The sequence below is a fragment of the Candidatus Rhabdochlamydia sp. W815 genome, assembly GCF_018642185.1.
Taxonomy (GTDB): Bacteria; Chlamydiota; Chlamydiia; order Chlamydiales; family Rhabdochlamydiaceae; genus Rhabdochlamydia; species Rhabdochlamydia oedothoracis.
The window spans coordinates 1-7,318 of the sequence record NZ_JAAVTY010000078.1 but is presented as its reverse complement, the minus strand read 5'-3'; the positions used below and the strand labels follow the sequence as shown (position 1 = coordinate 7,318).

At 37.5% G+C, this 7,318-nt stretch carries 4 protein-coding genes and 1 pseudogene; 3 read left to right on the top strand and 2 right to left on the bottom strand.

Features of this window, described 5'->3' with window-relative positions; all coding sequences use genetic code 11:
• Together RHOW815_RS05845 and RHOW815_RS08620 are read right to left on the bottom strand one after the other, a co-directional pair.
• Positions 1–111, bottom strand: a pseudogene (locus RHOW815_RS05845) (transposase); the annotation flags it as partial.
• A gap of 12 nt (positions 112–123) precedes the next feature.
• Positions 124–231 (bottom strand): transposase, encoded by a 108-nt coding sequence (locus tag RHOW815_RS08620; RefSeq protein WP_434062172.1) that lies wholly within the window; start codon positions 229–231, stop codon positions 124–126.
• A 395-nt stretch (positions 232–626) separates the two neighbouring features.
• Between RHOW815_RS08620 and RHOW815_RS05835 the strand changes: the two genes are divergently transcribed.
• Genes RHOW815_RS05835 through RHOW815_RS05825 form a run of 3 tightly spaced genes read left to right on the top strand, consistent with a single transcriptional unit; the run spans position 627 to position 7,040 of the window.
• Entirely contained in the window at positions 627–4,115 is a 3,489-nt protein-coding gene (locus RHOW815_RS05835) for a DEAD/DEAH box helicase (RefSeq protein WP_215217394.1), read from the top strand.
• A gap of 15 nt (positions 4,116–4,130) precedes the next feature.
• On the top strand, positions 4,131–5,225 hold the full coding sequence (locus tag RHOW815_RS05830; protein WP_245397518.1) for a rod shape-determining protein: 1,095 nt from the start codon (positions 4,131–4,133) through the stop codon (positions 5,223–5,225).
• A 24-nt stretch (positions 5,226–5,249) separates the two neighbouring features.
• Complete coding sequence (locus RHOW815_RS05825; RefSeq protein WP_215217393.1) at positions 5,250–7,040, top strand: phosphoenolpyruvate carboxykinase (GTP); 1,791 nt, start codon at positions 5,250–5,252, stop codon at positions 7,038–7,040.
• Positions 7,041–7,318: the final 278 nt, after the last annotated feature.

Below are 7,318 nucleotides of genomic sequence, written 5' to 3'. Positions count from 1 at the left end.
ATTTTTCCATAGCCTGCGACATTTTTCTATCCACGCAAAAGAACGCTCTACAACCCATCTTTTGGGAATAACTGTAAAAGTATGAAGTGTATTTCTTTTGGCTATTTCTAAATCGAAAAGATTTTAAACAGGCTCTAAGAATTTTTCATAATATCGATTATTGAGAACTTTTTTATTCATGAATCGCCAAAGGCGTTCAATCAGATTGAGATCGGGAGAATAAGGAGGCAAGAATTTGATTTCTACTCTGGATGTTTTTAGGTAATTTGCAACGATTTTTGACCTAAGTAGGCAGCATTATCGCATATAACCACGATTCTTTGTGCAATCTGAAGAGATTGTAACAAATCAGGTTACTCTTGAAGACTTGTTTAAAGAAATGTGAAGGATAAGGTAGGGGAGTCGTTCTTTTTATTCTTTGTTTCCTTTTATAATACACAAGAGATAAGACATGTGCATTTTGGCAAATCTTAAAGATTAACCGCAATTTTTCTTGCATAGGTTAAAAGAAAAAGGTAAAAGCATGGAAAACCCGAATGGATTTACATATATAAAAAAGTTTTCTATATAAATTAATAAACTAGATTCGGTTAGATTTTAGGAATCATTAATCAATTGCACTATTTATGTTGAATTTTCGAAAATTAAAGCAGGATTTTTCTTCTGCAATTGTGAAAGAAGGGCGTGAGCTTTACGAAAAGCAAAAAGTCGTATCGGCTAAGCTCTTACATTTAGACTCAAAGACAATGCGAATTTCCGCCAAGGTGATGGGACAATATGATAATTGCTATGAAAGCGAGATTGAAATTGATCGATTAGAATGTGAAACTAGAGACTCTAATTGCGACTGTCCCTACAATTATGATTGTCAACATCTAGCCGCACTTATTTTTTATTTAGAAGAGAATCTCGATTCTATTTTGGTTGCTTTTTCCAAAGAAAATAATTTGAAGCAATTAGGAGCAACGATTGGAATCGACAAAGTAGAGCAAGAGCAATTATTAGAAAAAATTAAGCAAGCAGAAAGCAAGATTTTTCAGCAACAAGAAGAACAACATCAAAAACAGGTTCTGCAAGAATATGCGGTAGCTTCTGGACATCTTGCCATTTCTCCCTTTTTTAGGTCTTATCAAAAACAAGAGTTAGATAAAGCAGATTTTGCTCTTATCTTTAATCCTGTTTTAGAAGAAGACAATAAGATTATAGAGATACAGATTGCTCTGCGCCTTCCTTATCGCTCTAAGCCCTTATATGTACCAAATGCAAGGTTCTTTTTAGAAAGATTGCGTTATGAAGAAATCATCTGTGTTGCTGGCAAAAATTATTGTTTCTCTTTGCAATCATTTGATGCAATGCAGCAAGAGATTGTACAAATTATACGCGATCAAGCGCGTTTTTATGAAAACAATCACACAGAAAGAGCGCAAAGAATAGCTTATTTGGATTTAGAAACCTTTGGTATGATTTTGGCAAAAACGTATGAAATAGCCATACAGAAAATGGCTAAATCTGGCTTATTGTCGCAAGAAGACGAAGCCCCTCTTTTGCCAGGAATCTATGAAGCTACCATGGAAATGCCTTTACGCTTTTCTCCAGCACAAGCGCAGCTGCGCTTTTGCCTGCAATATATTCTTCCTCCTACTTCTAAGATTTTAATCGATCCACGCATCCTTGTTGCAGGTGATGCCATTGGATTGGAAGAATCTCGATTTTTTGAATGTGCAAAACCGGGAATGATTTATAAAAATGTCTATTACCGATTTCCTGAGTCTATTACAAGACTGCATTTGCGTAACTTAAAGCAAATTCGGGATATGACAATTCCGACCCCGTTATTTGGGACTTTTGTAGAAAATGCACTACCGCAAATGGCTCGTTATGCGGAAATTGCTAATCAAGAAGCGCTGCAAGATTTTGTTACTTTACCATTTGTCGGTAACTTAGAAGCGACTTGTGATATTTCTTATTTGGATGGAGAGTTAGAAGCTAGTTTACATTTCAATTATGATGGACATAAAGTTCCTGTTGCGGTCTCACAACTTACCTTTAAAGCGGTGAATTGTTTTGTTTCAGAGCAAGGGATTTTAGCTCGTAATTTAGTAGAAGAGAGAGAAATTATCGAAAATTTATTTCAGGACTTTCTCTTTAAGCCGGATACTGGGATGTATATCTCGAAATCTGAGAAAAAGATTGTTGAGTTTATGACGGATGTTATTCCTCGATATCAACAAAGAGTGCAATTTAATTGTCCACAGAATTTACTCGATCAATTTATCTATGATCAAACACAATTTGTCATTGATTTGTCTCATACAGATCGGATTGGCACTTATATGATTGCACTAAGAGTCAATGGTTCTCTTAATGGAATTAAACTCGATCAGCTCTGGGAATGTGTAGGGTCTAGAAAATCTTTTATCGAGCTCGATTCACCTAAATGCCGTGTAAAAAAAGGGAGTGAAGGTCATAAAATTCCTAAAATCTTAGTTCTAGATCTAGATAGGCTTTATGCAGTTGTACAGTTATTTGACGAGATGGGTATAGAGGTTCTTGAAAACCATAAACTGGAAAGACCTCTTTGGAGCTTAGCTAATATCGATGGATCTCAATTTGAAGGTTTACCTGTAGAATTTTCCATGACGGAGCAGTTGGTAGAAATCCGCAAACAGATGATTGGTGAAAAACAATTGATCTTTTCTAATGTGCCGACTTCTGTAAAAGCTACACTGCGCGCTTATCAATTAGAAGGAGTACATTGGTTAGAAAGGCTTAGAACCATGTTTTTAAATGGAATTCTTGCTGATGATATGGGTCTTGGTAAAACCCTGCAGGCCATTGTTGCTTTAACACAGCATTTAACAAAAAATCCTCGAGCCTCTCTTATTATTTGCCCAACTTCTCTACTATATAATTGGAAAGAGGAAGTGTCCAAGTTTAATCCTAAGATGAAAGCTATTGTAGTCGATGGTGCCCCCAATAATCGGAAAAAATTGATTGGGCAGTTAGATCAATACGATATTATCATTACTTCTTATACCTTATTGCAAAAAGACATTGAGCATTATAAAGTAGCTAGCTTTTCTTATTTGATCTTAGATGAAGCACAGCATATAAAGAACCGAAGTACTCGAAATGCCAAATCGGTTAAGATGGTATCGGCGGATCACAGATTAATTCTATCGGGAACACCGATTGAAAACTCTTTAGAGGAGCTTTGGAGTTTGTTTGATTTCTTGATGCCTGGATTTTTAGGAACCTATGACAGGTTTGTAGAAAAATACATCCGTGTTTCAGGCAAAGAACAAGCTAAGAATTTAGAGTATTTACGCAAAAAAGTGGCCCCTTTTATCTTAAGAAGGATGAAATGCGATGTGTTAGATGATCTACCACCTGTATCAGAGATTATTTACCATTGTCAACTTTCAGAATTGCAACAACAGCTCTATCGATCTTATGCGCAATCTGCTCGTGATGAGTTAGTAAAGTTAGTAGAAAGAGATGGCTTTGATCGAGTGCAAATTCATGTTCTTGCAACCCTTACCAGGCTAAAGCAAATCTGTTGCCATCCTGCGATTTTTGCAAAAGAGAAAGCAGAACCCGGTGATTCTGCTAAATATGACATGCTGCTTGATCTCTTACAAACATTGATAGAAGGTAAGCATAAAACCGTTATCTTTTCTCAATACACGCGTATGTTACAAATCATGAGAGAAGATTTTGACGCCAAAGGGATTCGTTTCGTATACTTGGATGGATCTAGTAAGAATCGCCTAGAGGTTGTTAAGAAGTTCAATGAAGATCTTTCTATTTCTGTATTTTTGGTCTCTTTAAAAGCAGGTGGAACAGGTTTAAATCTCATAGGAGCTGATACTGTCATTCATTACGATATGTGGTGGAACCCAGCTTTGGAAAATCAAGCAACAGATAGAGTGCACAGACTAGGGCAAAAGCAATCGGTTTCGGCCTATAAGCTCATTGCGCTTGATACCATTGAAGAAAAAATTGCAGAAATGCAGAGAAGAAAAAAAGGATTGGTCAAGAAAGTGGTAAGTTGCGATGATGAGGTGATAGCAAAGCTCACCTGGGAAGATGTATTAGAGCTTTTAAAGACGTAAAAAGAAATCAAAGATATGGCAAAAGCAAATTCTGGTTCGTTTAAAACGGTTTTCAAAACAGCTTCTGGTAAATTTGTGAATAAATTTACCAATGTTTCGGGTCTTTTTTCTAGTGACATTGGAATTGATTTAGGAACAGCAAATACTCTTGTGTATGTGCGTGGAAAAGGAATTGTATTAGCTGAACCCTCTGTTGTAGCTGTTGACTCTACGAATAATGAAGTCTTAGCTGTTGGACGTAAAGCAAAAGATATGTTAGGAAAAACCCCGCGTAGAATACATGCGGTTCGTCCCATGAAAGATGGTGTTATTGCTGACTTTGAAATTGCAGAAGGGATGTTAAAAGCCTTAATTAAACAAGTAACTCCTGCACGTAGTTTTTTTCGTCCTAAGATTTTGATTGCAGTTCCTTCTGGTATTACAGGGGTGGAAAAACGCGCTGTTGAAGATTCTGCTCTGCGAGCTGGAGCTCAGGAAGTCATTTTAATTGAAGAGCCGATGGCAGCTGCTATTGGTGTAGATCTTCCTGTTCATGAGCCTGTGGCAAATATGATTATTGATGTGGGTGGAGGAACAACCGAAATTGCCATTCTCTCTCTTGGGGGAATTGTTGAATCTCGTTCTTTAAGAATTGCAGGGGATGAATTTGATGAATGCATTGTCAATTACATGCGTCGTACCTACAACTTGATGATTGGTCCCAGAACAGCTGAGGAAATCAAGGTTACCATTGGATCTGCTTATCCCTTAGGAGAGCATGAACTTGAAATGGAAGTACGTGGCCGAGATCAGGTAGCAGGCCTTCCCGTTACGAAAAGAATTAATTCAGTAGAAATTCGAGAATGCTTAGCAGAACCTATTCAACAAATCGTTGAATGTGTAAAATTGACACTTGAACAATGCCCTCCTGAATTAGCTGCAGATTTAGTAGAAAGAGGTATGGTATTAGCAGGAGGAGGTGCTTTAATTAAAGGATTTGACAAATCTTTAATTAAAGAAACAGGCCTGCCTGTAATTGTAGCTCCTAATCCTCTTTTAGCTGTTTGTTTGGGGACAGGAAAGGCATTAGAATATTTAGATAAATTTAAAAAGCGTAGATCAGTTACTTGAAGGAATTAAAGCGGAATACAAGCCATGTCTAATTTCATACAAAATTGGACTGGCAATCAAATACTTATTAGTTGGGTTGAGGAGATTAAAGAACTTTGCCAACCAAAACAAGTCTATCTATGTGATGGTAGCTTAGAAGAATATCGTAATCTCTCTCAGGTTCTTGTCGAAAAAAACCTGTTTGTCCCATTAAACCCTGAAAAACGCCCTTATAGCTTTTGGTGTCACTCTTCTGCTAACGATGTTGCTCGTATTGAAGAGTCTACTTTTATCTGTTCTCTACATGAAAAAGATGCGGGTCCAACTAATCATTGGAAAGACCCTGAGCAAATGAAGCTTTTATTAAAAGCTCGTTTTCGCGGTTCTATGCAAGGAAGAACCATGTATGTTATCCCTTTTAGCATGGGTCCAATAGATTCTAATTTTAGCCGAATTGGCATACAAATCACCGATTCAGATTATGTAGTGTGTAATATGCATATCATGACAAGAGTTGGTAGGAAAATTCTCGATAAATTAGCTAATGCAGAATTTGTACCTTGTTTACATTCGGTAGGCATGCCCCTTTTAGACAATGTACAAGATGTGCCGTGGCCTTGTTCTAATGAGAAATACATTGTACATTTTCCAGAAGAGCGCGGCATTTGGTCATTTGGAAGTGGATATGGCGGTAATGCACTTTTGGGTAAAAAAAGCTTTGCCTTGCGTATTGCATCTGTTATGGGTCGAGACGAAGGCTGGTTAGCAGAGCATATGTTAATCCTTGCAATTACGAATCCAGAGGGAGTAAAAAAATATTTTGCAGCTGCGTTTCCCAGCGCTTGTGGAAAAACTAATTTAGCTATGCTATTACCAACTCTTCCCAATTGGAAAATTGAATGTGTAGGAGATGACATTGCTTGGTTGCATATAAAAGACCAAAAGCTCTACGCGATTAATCCAGAAGCTGGTTTTTTTGGAGTTGCGCCTGGAACTTCTTTTACTTCCAATCCCAATGCAATGAACACCCTTACACATGATACCATTTTCACAAATGTTGCATTGACAGAAGATAAAGATATATGGTGGGAAGGAATGACACAGCAACCTCCTTCTCAATTGACAGATTGGCAAGGAAATCCTTGGACTCCTAATGCTAAACATCTCGCAGCTCATCCCAATGCACGTTTTACCGTCGCTGCCAAGCAATGTCCTGTGATTGATCCTAACTGGGAAAATCCAGAGGGAGTTCCTATCTCTGCCATTATTTTTGGTGGTAGGCGTTCGAATACCGTACCTTTGGTCTATGAAGCTTTTGATTGGAGTCACGGAGTTTTTTTAGGTGCGTGTATGTCTTCTGAAATGACAGCAGCTGCTAGTGGAGAGATAGGTAAGTTGCGTCATGACCCTTTTGCTATGCTTCCTTTTTGTGGTTATAACATGGCAGATTACTTCAATCATTGGCTAAACATGGAGAAAAATAATGTGGCCCTGCCTAAGATTTTTCATGTGAATTGGTTTTTAAAAGATGATAAAGGTAAATATATTTGGCCAGGTTTTGGAGATAATATTCGTGTATTAAAATGGATCTTTGAAAGGGTAGACCAAAGCGATAATTTTCAAACTTCTGCTATTGGCAACCTTCCTAAAGAAGATTCTTTGGATATCTCCGGGTTATCTCTTACCCCTGATCAATTAAAGCAACTCTTTGCTATTCATGTTACACAGTGGCGTCAAGAGGTAAAAGAGATGCATCGCTATTTTACTTTATTTGGCTCAGAGCTGCCTCCTCATATGCTACACCAACTACAAGCATTGGAAAAAAGAATTCAATAATGCGCCTTGTAGTTCAACGTGTTTTACAAGCACAGGTTTTTGTGAATCTTAAACAATTGGGAGCCATTAATATCAATATGAATATATAGTAGTGCCGATTCAAACGGCTAGCTTAATGGGGTTCAAGTCAACGACTTGAAACTTGTCGTTTATCCTACATTTCAAAACATCTGTTATTTTCGGTATCTCTTCTAAGAAGAATCCTCTAATTGCCTGAAAAAAAGTCACCGACGTTTCGTAATATCGATTGTATACCGTCTTTTCCCTTAAGATCTTCC